The organism is Pantoea sp., assembly GCF_039594315.1.
Taxonomy (GTDB): Bacteria; Pseudomonadota; Gammaproteobacteria; order Enterobacterales; family Enterobacteriaceae; genus Pantoea.
Genome location: NZ_JBCNNP010000073.1, coordinates 1 through 16,885 on the forward strand (window position 1 = coordinate 1; position 16,885 = coordinate 16,885).

The 16,885-nt window shown below is 53.5% G+C and carries 15 protein-coding genes and 1 other RNA gene; 6 read left to right on the plus strand and 10 right to left on the minus strand.

The annotated features are described in order from the left end of the window. Window positions 1-210: 210 nt before the first annotated feature. The 3 genes from zapA (at window position 211) to ABDW13_RS21825 (ending at window position 1,442) form a co-directional block, all read left to right on the plus strand. A complete protein-coding gene (gene zapA / locus ABDW13_RS21815) occupies window positions 211-540 on the plus strand; it encodes a cell division protein ZapA (RefSeq protein ID WP_007890288.1) in 330 nt (109 codons plus the stop codon). A 39-nt stretch (window positions 541-579) separates the two neighbouring features. Further along, a non-coding RNA gene (ssrS, locus tag ABDW13_RS21820) (6S RNA) lies at window positions 580-763 on the plus strand. Window positions 764-851: 88 nt separating this feature from the next. Further along, window positions 852-1,442: a 5-formyltetrahydrofolate cyclo-ligase gene (locus ABDW13_RS21825; RefSeq protein WP_343554624.1), complete on the plus strand. Its 591-nt coding sequence runs from the start codon at window positions 852-854 to the stop codon at window positions 1,440-1,442. Between the two features lie 32 nt (window positions 1,443-1,474). Here ABDW13_RS21825 and serA read toward each other — a convergent pair whose 3' ends face one another. Both serA and rpiA read right to left on the minus strand, forming a co-directional pair. Further along, complete coding sequence (serA, locus tag ABDW13_RS21830) at window positions 1,475-2,713, minus strand: phosphoglycerate dehydrogenase (RefSeq protein WP_343554625.1); 1,239 nt, start codon at window positions 2,711-2,713, stop codon at window positions 1,475-1,477. A gap of 279 nt (window positions 2,714-2,992) precedes the next feature. Next, entirely contained in the window at window positions 2,993-3,652 is a 660-nt protein-coding gene (gene rpiA, locus ABDW13_RS21835) for a ribose-5-phosphate isomerase RpiA (RefSeq protein WP_343554626.1), read from the minus strand. 181 nt (window positions 3,653-3,833) lie between these two features. Between rpiA and ABDW13_RS21840 the strand changes: the two genes are divergently transcribed. Continuing rightward, entirely contained in the window at window positions 3,834-4,739 is a 906-nt protein-coding gene (locus ABDW13_RS21840) for a LysR family transcriptional regulator ArgP (protein ID WP_007890292.1), read from the plus strand. Window positions 4,740-4,781: 42 nt separating this feature from the next. Here the strand turns inward: ABDW13_RS21840 and ABDW13_RS21845 are convergent, their stop codons facing one another. Continuing rightward, window positions 4,782-5,510 carry an oxidative stress defense protein gene (locus ABDW13_RS21845; RefSeq protein WP_343554627.1) on the minus strand — a complete coding sequence of 243 codons (729 nt, stop codon included), beginning with the start codon at window positions 5,508-5,510 and terminating at the stop codon, window positions 4,782-4,784. A gap of 219 nt (window positions 5,511-5,729) precedes the next feature. Here ABDW13_RS21845 and ABDW13_RS21850 point away from each other — a divergent pair, with 219 nt between their 5' ends. Further along, window positions 5,730-7,037 carry an MFS transporter gene (locus tag ABDW13_RS21850; RefSeq protein ID WP_343554628.1) on the plus strand — a complete coding sequence of 436 codons (1,308 nt, stop codon included), beginning with the start codon at window positions 5,730-5,732 and terminating at the stop codon, window positions 7,035-7,037. On the opposite strand, the gene ABDW13_RS21855 is transcribed toward ABDW13_RS21850, so the two are convergent. Further along, entirely contained in the window at window positions 7,024-7,722 is a 699-nt protein-coding gene (locus tag ABDW13_RS21855) for a helix-turn-helix domain-containing protein (protein ID WP_343554629.1), read from the minus strand. The two genes, ABDW13_RS21850 and ABDW13_RS21855, sit on opposite strands and share 14 nt — an antisense overlap. Before the next feature lie 54 nt (window positions 7,723-7,776). On the opposite strand from ABDW13_RS21855, the gene ABDW13_RS21860 reads away from it, so the two are divergent. Continuing rightward, a complete protein-coding gene (locus tag ABDW13_RS21860; RefSeq protein ID WP_343554630.1) occupies window positions 7,777-10,038 on the plus strand; it encodes an FAD-dependent oxidoreductase in 2,262 nt (753 codons plus the stop codon). Here the strand turns inward: ABDW13_RS21860 and argO are convergent. From argO to ABDW13_RS21890, 6 genes are all read right to left on the minus strand, one after another. Then, complete coding sequence (argO, locus tag ABDW13_RS21865) at window positions 10,035-10,658, minus strand: arginine exporter ArgO (protein WP_343554631.1); 624 nt, start codon at window positions 10,656-10,658, stop codon at window positions 10,035-10,037. The genes ABDW13_RS21860 and argO overlap by 4 nt on opposite strands. 128 nt (window positions 10,659-10,786) lie before the next feature. After that, window positions 10,787-11,659: a small-conductance mechanosensitive channel MscS gene (mscS, locus tag ABDW13_RS21870; protein WP_343554632.1), complete on the minus strand. Its 873-nt coding sequence runs from the start codon at window positions 11,657-11,659 to the stop codon at window positions 10,787-10,789. 188 nt (window positions 11,660-11,847) lie between these two features. Beyond that, window positions 11,848-12,927, minus strand: a complete 1,080-nt coding sequence (gene fbaA, locus ABDW13_RS21875; RefSeq protein WP_343554633.1) for a class II fructose-bisphosphate aldolase — start codon at window positions 12,925-12,927, stop codon at window positions 11,848-11,850. Between the two features lie 105 nt (window positions 12,928-13,032). Then, complete coding sequence (pgk, locus tag ABDW13_RS21880) at window positions 13,033-14,196, minus strand: phosphoglycerate kinase (protein ID WP_343554634.1); 1,164 nt, start codon at window positions 14,194-14,196, stop codon at window positions 13,033-13,035. 51 nt (window positions 14,197-14,247) lie between these two features. Then, a complete protein-coding gene (gene epd, locus ABDW13_RS21885; protein WP_007890301.1) occupies window positions 14,248-15,267 on the minus strand; it encodes an erythrose-4-phosphate dehydrogenase in 1,020 nt (339 codons plus the stop codon). Window positions 15,268-15,587: 320 nt separating this feature from the next. Continuing rightward, the coding region (locus tag ABDW13_RS21890) for a transketolase C-terminal domain-containing protein (protein WP_343554635.1) at window positions 15,588-16,885 on the minus strand (1,298 nt) is incomplete at its 5' end.

The window sequence follows — 16,885 nt, forward strand, 5'->3', positions numbered from 1 at the left end:
CTAGCGCGTTGTAACTCGGCGTTGCGTTCTGTAAAGACATAAGCTTTGGTCGTCGTTGGCAGAATAAGTTCGTGTTATGCTACCACCAGGTGCCTCTGGGTTTCCAGAAAAGGGGTTGTAAGTTATAACTCGGGTATATATAGTTTCGCACCTCCCAACCCATTGACCGGTAAGGGAGATGCGATCGAAGTAATCAGTTAGGATGGTGGCATGTCTGCACAACCAGTAGATATTCAAATTTTTGGTCGTTCTTTGAGAGTGAATTGCCCGCCTGAACAGCAAGATGCGCTGAACCTGGCCGCAGAAGACCTCAATCAACGGTTGCAAGATTTAAAAGTTCGCACTAGAGTCACCAATACAGAGCAACTGGTGTTCATCGCCGCGTTAAACATCTGCCACGAGTTGGCACAAGAGAAAGGTAAGACGCGCGACTATGCAGCAAACATGGAACAACGTATCCGCATGCTGCAGCAGACCATTGAACAAGCGTTAGTTGAGCAAGGTCGCATAACTGATCGCCAGGGCCCTAATTTTGAATAACACTTCATGGTCCTCATGCTAAAGTGACGGTGAAGTAAATTTTCTCTGAGATGTTTGCAAGCGGGCCAGTCCCCTGAGCCGATATTTCATACCAACAGAATGTGACGCTCCACAATTTGTGCGCATGCTCGGTCCGTCCGAGAAGCCTAATAGTTGTGACGGCATGTTCACCTTGAACCAAGGGTTCAAGGGTTACAGCCTGCGGCGGCATCTCGGAGATCTCCATTTAGTTCCAATCTGTAATCCCCCGGTTCGCATGTAAATATTGCGTGATATAGTGGCTGGCAACAGCCCACTCTGCCGGGGATATCATGTCAGCACCCTCTCTTCTCGATCGTCAAGACATCCGCCAGCATGTGCGCCATTTGCGCCGCAATCTCACGTCTGAGCAACAGGAACAAGCCGCCGATCAATTAGCTGAGCACGCCATCAATATCGCGACCATCGCGGATGCCCAGCACATCGCGTTGTTCTTATCCGTTGATGGAGAGATCAATACGCGCCCGCTGATAGCCAAACTGTGGCAGCAAAAAAAGCAGGTTTATTTACCCGTTCTTCATCCCTTTTCGCCAGGCAACTTACTGTTTATCCGCTACACGCCAGAAACCTCGCTCACGACGAATAAACTGCGCATTCCAGAACCGACATTGGACATTACGCAAATGGTCACGCTGGATCAGTTAGATGTGATGTTGGTGCCGCTGGTTGCGTTTGATCAGCATGGTCAGCGTTTGGGCATGGGCGGAGGGTTTTACGATCGCACGCTGCAAAATTGGCAGCAGCATGGCTTTATGCCGATGGGGATTGCGCATGATTGCCAGCGCGTCGATGAATTGCCAGTGGCGGCATGGGATGTGCCACTGCCCGCGATTCTGACGCCAGCCAAATTGTGGCAATGGTAGCAAATAAAGGGCGCCAACGGCGCCCTGAGTGATCAGTACAGCAGACGGGCGCGAATGGTGCCCGGAATCGCTTTCATCGCTTGTAGCGCTTTATCCGCTACATCCTCTTCCGCGTCGATATCAATAACCACGTAACCCATTACCGGCGTCGTTTGCAGATACTGAGCGGCAATGTTGATGCCTTGCTCAGCAAAGATCTGGTTAATCGCTGTCAACACGCCTGGACGGTTTTCATGAATATGCAGTAAACGGCTCGCGCTGGCGGCATGCATCGGCAGGGACACTTCCGGGAAGTTGACCGCAGACAAGGTTGAACCGTTGTCAGAGTACTTCGCCAGTTTACCCGCCACTTCAATGCCGATATTCTCCTGCGCTTCCTGCGTTGAACCACCAATGTGTGGTGTCAGGATCACGTTGTCGAACTCGCACAGCGGTGAGTTGAATGGATCGCTGTTGGTGGCTGGCTCGACCGGGAAGACGTCGATAGCCGCGCCAGACAGATGCTTATTCGCCAACGCATCGCACAGCGCCGGGATATCAATCACTGTGCCACGTGCGGCGTTGATAAGCAGTGAACCTGGCTTCATCAGCGCCAACTGCTCTGCGCCGATCATATTCTGCGTTGAAGCCGTTTCTGGCACGTGCAGACTGACCACGTCACTCATGTTGAGCAGGTCCGACAGGTGACGCACCTGAGTAGCGTTACCCAACGGCAGTTTGCTTTCGATATCGTAGAAGAACACGTGCATACCGAGGCTTTCCGCCAGCACGCCCAATTGCATACCGATGTGACCGTAACCGATGATGCCCAGCTTTTTGCCGCGCGCTTCAAACGAGCCGTTTGCCACTTTGTTCCAGATGCCACGGTGCGCTTTAGCGTTGGCTTCAGGAATGCCACGCAGCATCAGCAGCATTTCGCCAATCACTAACTCAGCAACGGAACGGGTGTTCGAGAACGGTGCGTTAAATACCGGTACGCCGCGTTTCGCTGCCGCGCCGAGATCAACCTGGTTGGTACCGATACAGAAGCAACCCACCGCCACCAGTTTTTCAGCAGCAGCAAAGATCTCTTCAGTGAGTTGGGTACGGGAACGGATACCAATGAAGTGCGCATCGCGGATGGAGGATTTCAGCGACTCCGCATCCAGCGCCCCTTTGTGAAACTCGATGTTGGTGTAACCCGCTGCACGCAGGTTTTCCAGCGCACTCTGGTGAACGCCTTCCACCAGCAGGAACTTAATCTTGTCTTTTTCCAGTGATACCTTTGCCATTTCCCGACCCTATTCAGAATTCAATGAGGACTACCATAAGGTAGCCTTCTGTCAAAATATCAAAAATTTCGAGCGCAGCAATACAAACGATTGCCTGGATGGCAGCACGCGCCCACGTTGCGGCAGCACAATGCCGTACAAAATCGTGACATCTTAAGTGGACAGAGTACGAACTCGCTGTTGATGAATCTTTTGTGACATAAGTCACCAAATTTCACCTGCGCGAGAAAAGATGTTTTGCAGATGGAAATAACCGGCGAGATATCTGCGCCGGACAGATCATTTTACGATGGTTTTCACGCCGTCAGCGGTGCCAATCAGCGCCACATCTGCGCCACGAGCCGCAAACAGGCCAACCGTTACCACACCTGGCAGCGCGTTAATGGTTTTTTCCAGCTCAGAGGGATTCACAATGCTGAGATTATGCACGTCGAGAATAATGTTGCCGTTATCGGTAATGACGTTCTGGCGATACTCCGGCAAGCCACCCAGCTTCACCAATTCTCGTGCGACAAACGAACGCGCCATCGGAATCACTTCAACCGGTAGCGGGAATTTGCCCAGCACATCGACTTCTTTCGATGCATCGGCAATGCAGACGAATTTCTTTGCCACCGCAGCCACGATTTTCTCACGCGTCAGCGCTGCGCCACCGCCTTTGATCATTTGCATCTGCGGATTGATTTCATCTGCGCCGTCCACGTAAACCGACAGCTCATCAATCTCGTTGAGGTCGAAAACATGAATGCCTAGTGACTTCAGCTTTTCGGTTGAGGCTTCCGAACTGGAAACCGCGCCTTCAATTTTATCTTTCATGGTGCCGAGCGCATCAATGAAATGCGCGGCAGTTGAACCGGTGCCAACGCCAACAATGGTGCCGGGCTCAACGTATTTCAGCGCTGCCCAACCTACCGCTTTTTTCAGTTCATCCTGGGTCATGGTATGTTTAAAACCTGTGCGACATCGAAGTGCGCGTAGTATAAAACAAGGCGTCGCTAAAAAGCGCGGCTGTTAAGCAGCTGAATGAAGTCTTTGGAAGCCAGCCCGCAAAAATGTGCCGCAGCACAATTTGACAGTTTTATGGCATAGTAATGTCCATCCTGAACGAGAGAGAAAAACAATGAAACGCCCGGATTATCGAACGCTTCAGGCGCTGGATGCGGTGATTCGCGAGCGCGGCTTTGAGCGCGCAGCGCAAAAACTTTGTATTACGCAATCTGCGGTTTCTCAGCGTATTAAACAGCTGGAAAATTTATTCGGTCAGCCGCTGCTGGTACGTACCGTGCCGCCACGTCCAACGGAACAGGGACAGAAGCTGCTGGCGTTGTTGCATCAGGTTGAGCTGCTGGAAGAGGAGTGGCTGGGTGATGATAATGGTGGCACAACGCCGCTGCTGCTGTCGTTGGCGGTCAACGCCGACAGTCTGGCAACCTGGCTGCTGCCGGCCTTAAAAGATGTGCTGGCCGATTCGCCAGTGCGCCTGAATTTGCAGGTTGAAGATGAAACGCGTACGCAGGAGCGTTTGCGTCGCGGTGAAGTGGTGGGTGCGGTGAGTATCCAGCCGCAGCCGTTGCCAAGCTGTTTGGTCGATCAATTGGGCGCACTGGATTATCTGTTCTGCGCTTCACCTGATTTCGCCGCACGTTACTTCCCGAATGGCGTGACCCGTTCTGCATTGCTAAAAGCGCCGGCGGTGGCGTTTGACCATCTGGATGATATGCATCAGGCGTTTTTGCAGCAGAACTTTGACCTGTCGCCCGGCAGCGTGCCGTGCCACATCGTTAACTCATCAGAAGCGTTTGTGCAGTTGGCGCGGCAAGGTTCAGTGTGCTGTATGATTCCGCATTTGCAGATTGAGCGTGAACTGGCGCAAGGTGAACTGGTTGATTTAACGCCCGGACTCTATCAGCGTCGCATGCTGTACTGGCACCGTTTCGCACCAGAAAGTCGTTTGATGCGCAGCGTGACGGATGCGCTGATTGCTCACGGACATCGTGTGCTGCGTCAGGATGTTTTACCTGCCTAATAATCAGGTCGCCAACGCTGGCGACCTGTTACCTTCAAAGCCTTATGGCGTATTCGGTTTGATTTCGAACACCACATCCACTTGATCGTCAAAGTGAATGCTCTGCTGCTCATAGGTTTGCTGCGCGGTGGTATCCGCGGGTGCCGCGGCGGCTTTATACATGCGCGCCATCGGCATTGGCTGGTAGTTGGCGACGTGATAACGAATGCTGTACACCGAACCCAATTTAGCATTGAAGCCTTCTGCCAGCGCATTGGCTTGCTGCGTGGCATTGGCGATCGCTACTTTGCGCGCCTGCTCTTTATAGCTGTCCGGATTCGCCACGCCCAACTCAACGGAACGAATTTCATTCAGGCCCGATTTTAACGCGCCATCCAGCAGTTCATTCAATTTATCCAGTTGACGTAATGTCACCTGCACCTGACGTTGCGCGCGATAGCCTTTCAATACCGATTTACCCTCTTTGGTGTAATCGTATTCCGGCTGCGTGCTCAGATTGGCTGCATCAATGTCTTTTTTCTCAATGCCATTTTTTTGCAGGAAATCGAAATATTGCGCCACGCGATCGTCAGCTTGTTTTTTTGCTTCCGCTGCGTCTTTCGACGAAACACTCACCACAATTGCCAGCGTTGCGATATCCGGCTTGGCATCTACGCTTGCCTGGCCAGATGTCACCACATGCGGTCCATTCGGCAATTCACCCGCCTGAACCAAACCAGACAGAGCGCCCGTGCTCATTGCGGCGGCCAGCGCCAGTGCTTTCAGTTTCACGAAAGTCCTCCTTGAGGGATTCAATTTACAGGTCGCCACTATGGCTAAACCCAAAACACATTACCATGCGTGATGCTCTGAGTTTTGAATCCGCAAAAAGTTCGGGCAATCTGCTGTTTTAACCTCGCCGCGATCGCAAATTTTACTGAACAGATTGGCTGAAAAATCACTTAAACGTTTCTATTAAAGAAACACTTCTGGGTTCGGGAGAGTTGCATTATGACAGAACAGCCGCTTAGCCAAACCGTTGCCAGCGTGCGCGCCGGAAGGACGCGCTTTCTCATGCTTGGCCTGGTGTTTATTAACATCATTATCAACTACATGGATCGCACTAACCTGTCGGTTGCCGCGACGTCAATGGCCGGAGAATTGCGCTTTACGCCGATGGAAATGGGCTTGATCTTCTCGGCTTTCGGCTGGATCTATGCTGCTTTACAGATCCCCGGCGGATTCCTGATCGATCGTCTTGGCGCGCGCGTGGTGTACGGCGTTGGCTTGTTTGCCTGGTCGTTAATTACTGCGCTACACGCGCTCGCCAACAGTTTTGGTGCGCTGTTTGGTCTGCGGCTTGGCGTCGGCGCTTTTGAAGCGCCGGTAATGCCGTCCAATAACCGCGTTATCTCCAGTTGGTTCCCAGAGCAGGAGCGCGCCAGCGCGATTGGCATCTACTCTTCCGCGCAGTTTGTCGGTTTAGCCTGCATGACGCCGCTGCTGTTTCATGTGCAGGATGCCTTTGGCTGGCGTGGGCTATTTTTGATTACCGGTGCAGTCGGCATGGTTTGGGCGCTGGTGTGGTACGCGCTGTACCGTGAACCCAATCAACACAAAATTGTTTCCGATGCTGAACTGCGATATTTGCATGATAACGGCGCATTACTGGAAAGCCGCCAAAACCGCCCGCAGCCCAAAGCGCGCTGGCGCGATTTGGCGCAGATGTTCCGCAGCCGCAAACTGGTCGGCATTTATATCGGTCAGTTCACCATCTCCGCCACATTCTGGTTCTTCCTGACCTGGTTCCCGACCTACTTAGTTGAGTACCGCCATATGGGATTCATCAAAAGCGGCTATGTCGCTTCGGTGCCCTATTTTGCGGCATTTTGTGGCGTGCTGCTGGCGGGATTTGCCTCAGATCGCATGATTCGGCGCGGCGTTTCGCCCAGCATTGCGCGCAAGTTGCCGGTGATTGTTGGCCTATTCCTGACGCTGTTTATCCTTGGCGCCAATTACACCAATGATTCGACGCTGATTATCCTATTTATGTCGTTGGCGTTCTTTGGCAACGGCCTAGCGACCATCACCTGGGTGTTTGTCACCGCACTGGCACCGCGCCATTTGATTGGCTTAGCGGGCGGCGTGTTTAACTTTACCGGTGCGTTGTCATCAATCGTGGTGCCGATTGCGATTGGCGCGTTAATTGATGGCGATAACTTCGCGCCAGCACTGGCCTTTATTGCCGTGCTGGCGGCGATTGGCATCTGTAGTTATCTGTTTATTGTCGGGAAGATCGATCATGTTAGCGCGGCGTAAGCACAATCTGCGCCAGCGATTGCAGTTGTTGCAGACGCTGCGTGATATGCGCCTCGTCATGCTGCCAGATTTTGGCGAAAGCCAACGCCGCGCGATTGTTATTGATCGGTCGTGCCATGCTGATTTCACCGTCATCACGATGCCAAACCAGATACTCTTGGGCCCGCTTACGCGCCAGCAGCGGCGCGATTTGCTGCCACTGTTCATCGCTAAAACGTGGACGCAACACGTCGTCACTTTCCGTTGCCAGCAGCGACACGCCAATCACCGATTGCCAGGCTGGCAGCATCCGGAAGCCGGCCAGCGCCTGGCTGGCGTTAGTGCGTTCGCCGGGTTCGGAGTGCCAGATGTAGATAACCTGATCTTCCCACAGCACGCCAAGCGCCACCACGATATCGCGCGGCGCGTGAATCTCCAGCTGCGGCAAGGCTTGCGCAAACAGCGACGATCCACGAATCGCCTGCGCCGCCAGCGCATGAATGCCGGGCCCCGGCAGATAACGGCGATGCTCATCCTGCGTCGTCAGCCCGATGGCCGCCATGGTCATCAACAAGCGATTCACACGCGTGCTGTTCATCCCCATCTGGCGCGCCAATTCACGACAACCCACGGCTTTATCACTAGACACCAAATATTGCAGGCAGCGAATACCGTCAATCAGGCTTTGGTTGGGTTGAGAAGACATAAATCACCTGCGGCGGGCAAAATCCAATCTTAGCCTTAGTGTTACAGGAATGAAATGATGCAAACATTCTCTTCACAAAATGCACGACACTTTCCGCAGCAACAGCTCAAAACGGAGTTGGTTGTGACCGGAGGCGGACTGGCTGGCGTCTGCGCGGCATTGGCCGCCGCACGCGATGGCCTGAAGGTGGTGCTGATCCAGGACCGTCCAGTGCTGGGCGGCAACGCCTCCAGCGAAGTGCGTTTATGGGCCAATGGCGCCACGTCGCACATGGGCAATAACAATCGCTGGGCGCGTGAAGGCGGCATCATGGGCGAGATCATGGAGGAGAATCTGTGGCGCAATAAAGAAGGCAATCCGGTGCTATTCGATATGGTTTTGCTGGATTTGGTGCAATCGCAGCCTGGCCTGACGTTACTGCTTAATACCGTGGTCACCGATATCGAAAAATCTGACCGCCGCTTGCAAGCCGTGCATGCTTTTAACGCTATCAATCAAACCTGTTATCACGTCAGCGCTCAGCAGTTCATCGATGCCAGCGGCGATGGCGTTTTGGGCTATCTGGCCGGTGCGGCGCATCGCGTCGGCGCAGAATCGATGGAAGAGTTTGGCGAGAAGATGGCGCCAGGCGAAAATTTTGGCCACAAGCTGGGCCATTCGATCTACTTCTACACCAAACGTACCTCTCAGCCCGTGCGCTTCGTGCCGCCCTCTTTTGCGTTGCAAGAGATCACCGCCATTCCACGCTATAAACGTTTGACCTCCGATCTTAACGGCTGCGATTTGTGGTGGCTGGAATGGGGTGGACGACTGGATACCGTTCACCAAAGCGAAACCATCAAATGGGAACTGTGGAAAATCGTTTGGGGCGTGTGGGATTACATCAAAAACTCCGGCGAGTTTCCGGATGCCGCCAATCTAACGATCGAGTGGGTTGGCCTGATTCCCGGCAAGCGCGAAAGCCGGCGTTTTCTGGGTGATACCTTGCTGTGCCAACAGGACATTATCGAACAACGCGATCATTACGATGCGGTGGCGTACGGCGGTTGGTCGATTGATCTGCATCCGGCCGATGGCGTCTACAGCGAGCATGATGGTTGCCGCCAGTTCCACAGCAAAGGCACTTACACCATCCCTTTTCGCGCGTTGTACAGCCAGTCGCTGGATAATCTGCTGTTAACCGGACGGTTGATCTCCGCCACGCACGTGGCTTTCGGCAGCTCCCGCGTGATGTGTACCTGCGGTGTGTTGGGTGAAGTGGTTGGGCGCGCGGCGGCACTTTGTCAGCAACAGCAGTTAACGCCAGCCGAGTTAGCACAACCCGATCAGGTTGAGATGCTGCAACAGCAATTGCTGCGTCAGGGCGCGTTTATACCGCGCCAGCCGCTGATTAATCCGGCGCGAGATGCGCAGATTGCGGTTAGCAGCACTTTACAGCTGCGCGCCCTGCCCGCCGATGCCGGTTGGCATCAATTAAAATCACGCTGCGCGCTGTTGTTGCCGTTGAAAGCGGGCGAACGCTTACCGGCCATTACCGTGCAGTTACGTGCGGCACAAACGCAGAAATTGCAGGTGTCACTGCTGACCAGCAACAATCCCGCCAATACCTGCGGCGATCGTCACATCGCCAGTCAAAGCATCAGCGTTAATCAGCAAGGGCAATATCGCCTCAACTTTGCTTATCGTGCCGAAGTTGATCGCTATCTGTTTATCGCCTTCGAAGAAAATCCTGCGGTGGAGATTGCGCTCACTAGCCAACGTTTGCCGGGCGTCATGATGGTGTTCAACAGCCTTAACCCGCGCGTAGCAAAACGCACGCGACAGATTAACGATGGCGATTACGGCGTCGATGAGTTTGATTTCTGGTTGCCACGCCGGGCTCCGCAGCAAATCCTGCTGGCTTTTGCGCTCGAAACGCCGCTGCAACTGTGGCATCGCGACTATTTGCTCAACGGCAAATTACGGCCAGAACAGCACACCAATTGCTGGGTGCCGGCGCAGGATGATGCGTATCCCAATGTCAGTTGGCAATGGGCTGAATCGCAGCAGGCGCGGCAAATATCTTTGTTGTTTGATAACGACTTTGATCATGCGATGGAAACAGTGCAAATGGGCCATGCGCAGGCGGTAACGCCGCACTGCACCACGCATTACCGACTCTGGCTGGATGAAATTTTACTGGCTGAGGTGACGGAGAATCATCATTCGCTATGTCATCACGCGATACCACAGGGCGTGAGGTTCCGTCGGATTCGGCTGGAGTTACTCGCCAGTGCGGGCGCGCTGCCCGCACTGTACGGTTTGCATCTGCATTAGAGCGCGGCGATGCCCTGGCGCGCTAACTGGATGGCGATAAACCACATCACGCCGCCCACCAGCAGATTGATGATGCGCTGCGCACGCACGGTGCGCAGACGCGGCGAAAGCCATGCTGCTAGCAGTGCTAAGCCGAAGAACCAGATGATTGAGGCGCTGACCGTACCAAAGGCAAACCAGCGACGCGCATCTTCCGACGGCAATTGACTTCCCAAACTGCCCAGCACCACAAAGGTATCCAGATAGACGTGCGGATTGAGCCAGGTGACTGCCAAAATCGTGGCGATAATGCGCCAGCGTCCCTGCTTCAGTTCCGCATCGGAAGTCAGCGTTACATCGCCTTGCCACGCACTACGTAGCGCGCCCCAACCGTACCACAGCAGAAATGCCACGCCCGCCCAGGTAATCAGCATCAGCAGAATGGGCGATTGATTCAGCAGCGCGCTACCGCCAAAAATTCCGCCGCAGATCAGTGCAATATCGCTGAGCGTGCAGAGGCCAGCGGTCATCAGATGGTAATGGCGTTTGATGCCCTGATTCATCACAAACGCATTTTGCGGGCCTAATGGCAGAATCAGCGCAGCACCAAGAGCAAGCCCTTGTAAATAAACAGATAACACAGAATTAATCCTGAATAACGGGGAGATGCGATGCAGTATAGTGACGCGGAGATATTAGTGGAAATTGAAAGATTTAATCGACCATTAGCGAAAGTGATAAAAAAGGCACCCGCAGGTGCCTTTCATTATTACTCGGTGCGAGCCGGAAGTTGTTCGCTCTTCACCTGATGCAAATGCACATCCATCTGCGGATAAGGAATGCCAATGCCGTTGGCATCCAGCGTGCGTTTGAAGTTCTTCATCAGATCCCAGTAGACGTTTTGCAGGTCGCTGCTTTTGCTCCAGCAACGCACCACAAAGTTCAGCGAAGATGCGGCCAACTCGTTCAGGCCAATCTGAATGCCTAAATCTTTCAGTACACGCTCATCCGCTTCCACCACTTCACGGAACAGTGCAATCACCTGATCAACGTCCGCATCGTAGGCCACGCCGATAATGAATTCGTTTCGGCGAATTGGCTCACGTGAGAAGTTGATAATGTTGCCAGCGATGATTTTACCGTTTGGCACCACCACGATTTTGCCATCGGCGGTTTTCAGCGTAGTGGAGAAGATTTGCACGTTCTGTACCGTGCCCATCACGCCGCCCAGATCGACAAACTCACCGGTTTTGAACGGGCGGAAGGTGACCAGCAACACGCCCGCCGCGAGGTTGGAGAGCGAACCTTGCAGCGCCAAACCAACGGCCAAACCGGCGGCACCCAATACGGCGATCACCGAAGCGGTTTGCACGCCAACGCGTCCTAGTGCGGCAATAATGGTGAAAGCGATGATGCCGTAGCGCACCAGTGCAGACAGGAAGTCGGCCACGGTGGCATCAATGTTACGTGCCAGAAGCACACGATTGATGGCATTTGAGATCACGCGGGCAATGAACATCCCGACAATGATGGTGATAATCGCCGCCACAATATTGACCGCATAGCTTAAGATCAATTCCTGATTGCGCACCAGCCAGCCGCCAGCATTGTTAATGCCATCAACGACATTTAAGTCTTCCATTTGTTAGCCCTGTTGTTGAGTTTCCCACGGGAAAATGCCAAAAACTGCCAGATTGATTCCGACAACCCATCTATAAGGGTAAACAAAAATGTTTGCCAGCGCCAAAATTGGTCTGAATTTACGGGATTTTCCAGACGCGACGCATAAAAAAAGGCCCTTTCGGGCCTTTTTTGTACTGTAAGTAAAAATTACAGCACGTCTACAGCGTTCAGCTCTTTGAAAGCCTGCTCCAAGCGAGTCACCATAGAAGCCTGTGCAGAACGCAGCCATACGCGTGGATCGTAGTATTTCTTGTTCGGGCTATCAGCGCCGTTCGGGTTACCTAACTGGCCTTGCAGATAGTCTTCGTTCTTTTTGTAGTACTGCAGAATACCGTCCCATGTTGCCCACTGGGTATCGGTATCGATGTTCATTTTGATTACGCCGTAACCAATTGACTCTTCGATTTCTGCTGCAGAAGAACCTGAACCACCGTGGAACACGAAGTCCAGCGCGTTGTGCGGCAGATTGTGTTTCTTGGTCACGTATTCCTGAGAATCACGCAGGATGGTTGGAGTCAGTTTCACGTTGCCTGGTTTGTACACGCCGTGCACGTTACCGAATGAAGCGGCGATGGTGAAACGTGGGCTGATTTTGCTCAGCTCGGTATAAGCGTAATCAACGTCTTCTGGCTGGGTGTACAGTGCAGAAGCGTCCATGTGGCTGTTGTCCACGCCATCTTCTTCACCACCGGTACAACCCAGTTCGATTTCCAGCGTCATATCCAGTTTCGCCATGCGCGCCAGATATTTAGAAGAGATCTCGATGTTTTCTTCCAACGACTCTTCAGACAGGTCAATCATGTGAGAAGAGAACAGTGGCTTACCGGTTTTCTTGTAGTGCTCTTCACCGGCATCCAGCAGACCGTCGATCCACGGCAGCAGTTTCTTGGCGCAGTGGTCGGTGTGCAGAATTACTGGCACGCCATACTGTTCAGCCATCAGATGCACATGGTGCGCACCGGCGATAGCGCCGAAGATTGCCGCGCCCTGTGGCTTGTCGGTTTTGAGACCTTTACCGGCGATGAATGCAGCACCACCATTGGAGAACTGAACGATGACCGGCGCTTTCACTTTGGCCGCAGCTTCCAGTACCGCGTTGATGGAATCCGTGCCGACGCAGTTAACTGCTGGCAGAGCGAATTTGTTTTCTTTCGCTACTTGGAAGATTTTCTGAACGTCATCACCAGTGACAACGCCGGGTTTTACGAAATCAAAAATTTTAGACATGGTTGTGTCCTGTTTCGTTTATCGCTCATCCCATGATGGGACTTCGAATTGATTGCCTTTATCAGGCAAGTCTTCAGGCGACGCCGAAGCGCCGCCCCCAAAGAGTTACTGCTTGGCGCGCTCTTCCAGCATAGCAACTGCTGGCAGTTTTTTACCTTCCACGAACTCGAGGAATGCGCCGCCGCCGGTAGAGATATAAGAAATCTTATCTTCGATACCGAACAGGTCGATAGCTGCCAGCGTATCGCCGCCGCCCGCGACTGAGAACGCTTCGCTATCAGCAATGGCGTTAGCCACGATTTCGGTGCCTTTACGGAAGTTCGGGAATTCGAACACGCCTACCGGGCCGTTCCACAGAATGGTTTTCGCGCCTTTCAGGATCGCTGCCATAGCCTGTGCGGTTTCATCGCCGAAGTCCATAATCTCTTCGTTATCCGCAACTTCGGAAACCTTTTTAACGGTTGCCGGTGCAGTTTCAGAGAATTCCGTGCCTACGCGAGAATCGGTAGGAACCGGGATGCCGTGCTCGTCACGCAACTTTTTCGCTGCTTCAACGAAGTCTGGCTCAAACAGTGATTTGCCGACGTTGTTGTCGATTGCCACGAAGGTGTTCGCGATACCGCCACCGACGATTACGGTGTCAGCGATCTTAACCAGTGACTGCAACACATCGAACTTGGTAGAAACTTTAGAACCACCCACCACAGCAACCAGCGGACGCTCTGGGTTGCTCATCACTTTACCCAGCGCTTCCAGCTCAGCTGACAACAGCGGGCCGGCACAAGCGATTGGCGCAAACTTACCAACACCGTGGGTAGAAGCCTGCGCGCGGTGCGCAGTACCGAATGCATCCATCACGAACACGTCGCACAGCGCAGCATATTTCTTCGACAGGCCTTCTTCGTCTTTTTTCTCGCCTTTGTTAAAGCGTACGTTTTCCAGCACAACCAACTCGCCCGCGCCGACTTCTACGCCTTCGAGGTAATCTTTTGCCAGGGTAACGTTGGTGCCGTTCAGTTTTTCTTTCAGGTAGTTAACAACGGGCAGCAGGGAGAACTCTTCATTGTATTCACCTTCGGTCGGACGACCCAGGTGAGAGGTAACCATCACTTTTGCGCCTTGTTTCAAAGCCGCTTCGATGGTTGGCAGAGAAGCACGGATACGTGCATCAGACGTCACTTTCCCTTCTTTTACTGGAACGTTGAGATCGGCACGGATCAGAACGCGTTTACCAGCAAGATCCAGATCGGTCATCTTAATTACAGACATGGTGAACCCTCTCGTTGATTCTCATAAGTTTTGCCAGACGCAGTCCGCGTCTTACCTGAAACCACTTGCGGCCATTGCTAACGTGGTGTCGATCATGCGGTTAGCAAAGCCCCATTCGTTGTCACACCAAACCAGTGTTTTGATCAGGTGATGACCGCTGACCCGCGTTTGCGTGCCATCAACAATGGCACTGTGCGGATCATGGTTAAAATCTACTGAGACTAAAGGTAATTCCGTATAGTCAACTATACCACGAAACGCCCCTTCTGACGCGTTTTGCAGCAAGGCGTTGACCTCACAAGCCTTCACCGCTTCACGCACCGAGACGCTCAAATCAATGGCTGTCACGTTAATGGTGGGCACGCGCACCGCAATAGCTTCAAAGCGATCGTTAAATTTCGGAAAAATACGAGTAATGCCCGCGGCAAGACGCGTATCTACCGGAATGATCGATTGGCTGGCGGCACGTGTGCGGCGCAGATCGCTGTGATAGGCATCGATCACCTGCTGATCATGCATCGCCGAGTGAATCGTGGTCACGGTGCCCGATTCAATGCCAAAGGCGTCATCCAACAGCTTGATCACCGGAATAATGCAGTTGGTGGTACAGGATGCGTTGGAGACGATGCGGTCAGTTTGTTTAAGAGCTTGTTCGTTCACGCCGAACACCACCGTGGCATCCAGATCGTTGCCGCCCGGATGCGAGAACAACACTTTTTTCGCGCCTGCCTGCAAATGGGCTTCGCCATCTGCACGGCTGCCATACACGCCGGTGCAATCCAGCACGATATCGACATTCAATTCACGCCACGGCAGCACATCGATTTCCGCCTGATGCAAAATGCGGATGGTGTCATCGCCGACAAACAGTTGATCGCGCTCCTGGCGCACATCAAACGCAAATCGACCGTGGCTGGTATCGTACTTCAGCAAATGCGCCATACCGGCGGCGTCGGCCAATTCGTTAATCGCCACCACCGTAATTTCAGCCCGGCGACCGGTTTCATACAGCGCACGCAGCACGTTACGCCCGATACGACCAAAACCATTTATAGCTACGCGAACGGTCATTTCTACCTTCAACAACACCCGAAAAAACGTGCCGATTAGCCTGAGCGTTTCGCGCCATTTTGTACAGGGAATTATTGCCGTTCAGTGCGCGTTCGCTATGCGATCAAAATCGTAACTGAAACGGTTCAGCTAGAGTAATGCATGGGAGGAATAACAGGAATGATTGCGATCAAATCCGTAGCGGAATATTGGATCTACGTCACAAATTTTCGCTAAATGGATTATTACTTCAGGAATAATTGAACCGTTTCAGGTTAGAGAAAAGGCGACCTTCGCGGCCGCCTTTGTGTTGCAGAGTCGCCATTGCTGGCGACCGCAAATTACAGAATCGATTTCGCGGTTTTAACCACGTTCTCAACCGTAAAGCCAAACTCTTTGAACAGCTGATCCGCTGGAGCAGACTCACCGAAGGTGGTCATGCCGACGATCGCGCCATTCAGGCCGGTGTATTTGAACCAGTAATCGGCGATACCGGCTTCAACTGCCACACGCGCCGCAACCGCTTTCGGCAGCACGGATTCACGATACGCAGCATCCTGCTTATCAAACGCATCGGTCGAAGGCATAGACACCACGCGCACTTTACGGCCTTCGCCGGTCAGTTGCTCGTAAGCGGCTACAGCCAGCTCGACTTCTGAACCGGTAGCGATCAGGATCAGCTCTGGTGTACCTTCGCTGTCTTTCAACACATAACCACCGCGTGCTACGTTAGCCAGCTGCTCAGCCGTACGATCCTGCTGCGCCAGGTTCTGACGCGAGAAGATCAGCGCCGATGGGCCATCAACGCGCTCGATGGCGTATTTCCACGCCACCGCCGATTCAACCTGGTCGCACGGACGCCACAGGCTCATGTTTGGCGTTACGCGCAGGCTGGCCATCTGCTCAACCGGCTGATGCGTCGGGCCATCTTCGCCCAGACCAATCGAGTCGTGGGTGTAAACCATCACCTGACGGATTTTCATCAGCGCAGCCATACGCGCCGCGTTACGTGCGTATTCCACGAACATCAGGAAGGTGGCGGTGTACGGCAGGAAACCGCCGTGCAGCGCAATACCGTTGGCAATCGCGGTCATGCCGAATTCGCGCACGCCGTAATGGATGTAGTTACCGGCCGCATCTTCGTTGATTGGCTTAGAGCCCGACCACATGGTGAGGTTGCTTGGCGCCAGGTCAGCGGAGCCGCCCAGATATTCCGGCAGGATTTTACCGAAGGCTTCGATGGCGTTCTGCGAGGCTTTGCGGCTGGCGATTTTCGCCGGATTGGCCTGCAACTGCTCGATGAATTTCTGCGATTCGGTGGCCCAGTTAGCTGGCAGCTGGTTGTTGACGCGGCGCTTGAACTCAGCAGCAAGTTCCGGATGGGCAGCGGCGTAAGCAGCGAACTTCTTGTCCCACGCCGACTCTTTCGCCTGGCCCGCTTCTTTGGCATCCCACTGCGCATAGATGTCAGACGGGATTTCAAACGGACCGTGGTTCCAGCCCAGTTGCTTGCGGGTCAACGCGATTTCATCCGCGCCCAGCGGTGCGCCGTGCGAATCGTGAGTACCGGCTTTGTTTGGTGAACCAAAACCAATCACGGTTTTGCACATCAGCAGAGAAGGCTTGTCGGAAACCGCTT

Excerpts from the sequence above, each read along its gene's own strand:
- ABDW13_RS21850 (WP_343554628.1), top strand. The coding sequence starts at position 5,730 with ATGACAGAACAGCCGCTTAGCCAAACCGTTGCCAGCGTGCGCGCCGGA.
- ABDW13_RS21855 (WP_343554629.1), bottom strand. The coding sequence starts at position 7,722 with ATGTCTTCTCAACCCAACCAAAGCCTGATTGACGGTATTCGCTGCCTG.
- rpiA (WP_343554626.1), bottom strand. The coding sequence starts at position 3,652 with ATGACCCAGGATGAACTGAAAAAAGCGGTAGGTTGGGCAGCGCTGAAA.
- ABDW13_RS21840 (WP_007890292.1), top strand. The coding sequence starts at position 3,834 with ATGAAACGCCCGGATTATCGAACGCTTCAGGCGCTGGATGCGGTGATT.
- ABDW13_RS21860 (WP_343554630.1), top strand. The coding sequence starts at position 7,777 with ATGATGCAAACATTCTCTTCACAAAATGCACGACACTTTCCGCAGCAA.
- mscS (WP_343554632.1), bottom strand. The coding sequence starts at position 11,659 with ATGGAAGACTTAAATGTCGTTGATGGCATTAACAATGCTGGCGGCTGG.
- fbaA (WP_343554633.1), bottom strand. The coding sequence starts at position 12,927 with ATGTCTAAAATTTTTGATTTCGTAAAACCCGGCGTTGTCACTGGTGAT.
- ABDW13_RS21825 (WP_343554624.1), top strand. The coding sequence starts at position 852 with ATGTCAGCACCCTCTCTTCTCGATCGTCAAGACATCCGCCAGCATGTG.
- zapA (WP_007890288.1), top strand. The coding sequence starts at position 211 with ATGTCTGCACAACCAGTAGATATTCAAATTTTTGGTCGTTCTTTGAGA.
- pgk (WP_343554634.1), bottom strand. The coding sequence starts at position 14,196 with ATGTCTGTAATTAAGATGACCGATCTGGATCTTGCTGGTAAACGCGTT.
- serA (WP_343554625.1), bottom strand. The coding sequence starts at position 2,713 with ATGGCAAAGGTATCACTGGAAAAAGACAAGATTAAGTTCCTGCTGGTG.
- epd (WP_007890301.1), bottom strand. The coding sequence starts at position 15,267 with ATGACCGTTCGCGTAGCTATAAATGGTTTTGGTCGTATCGGGCGTAAC.